Source organism: Comamonas testosteroni (genome assembly GCF_000761245.1).
GTDB lineage: Bacteria > Pseudomonadota > Gammaproteobacteria > Burkholderiales > Burkholderiaceae_C > Comamonas > Comamonas testosteroni_C.
The window spans coordinates 1-360 of sequence record NZ_AWOR01000088.1 but is presented as its reverse complement, the minus strand read 5'-3'; the positions used below and the strand labels follow the sequence as shown (position 1 = coordinate 360).

1 protein-coding gene is annotated in these 360 nt (G+C 56.7%); it reads right to left on the bottom strand.

The genetic code is table 11. The features are described 5' to 3' along the window. The coding region (locus P353_RS30380; protein WP_420093398.1) for a replication initiation protein at nucleotides 1–342 on the bottom strand (342 nt) is incomplete at its 3' end. Between the last annotated feature and the right edge of the window lie 18 nt (nucleotides 343–360).

Here is a 360-nt window from a genome sequence, read left to right as displayed (position 1 = left end):
GTTTCGTGTCCGCTGATTGCGTCGTTGCAAGGCGAAACGAGCCTCGCCACGTCGGCAGGGGACCGGCTTGGGCGAGCTATGCCTTAGCGTACGATTTGTTCCGTTTCGTGAGCTGCCCCCAAATACGGTCACATTGCGGCCCAGACCTATTTCTTCTGGCTTGCGTTTGGGTAAATGCTTGGGAAGATCAACCCACTCAGCCAGCTCTCCCAGCTCGTAGGCCAATCGGGGGCCACGCAGCACACGCCAAAGAGGATGGGCGGGGTTTTTGGTCATCAAGCCCGCATAACCGCTATCTGCCTCTAGCTTGGCCCTGAATGCTTCTTCTAGGGGTCGCCTCAGAAAACGGAAAATAAAGCA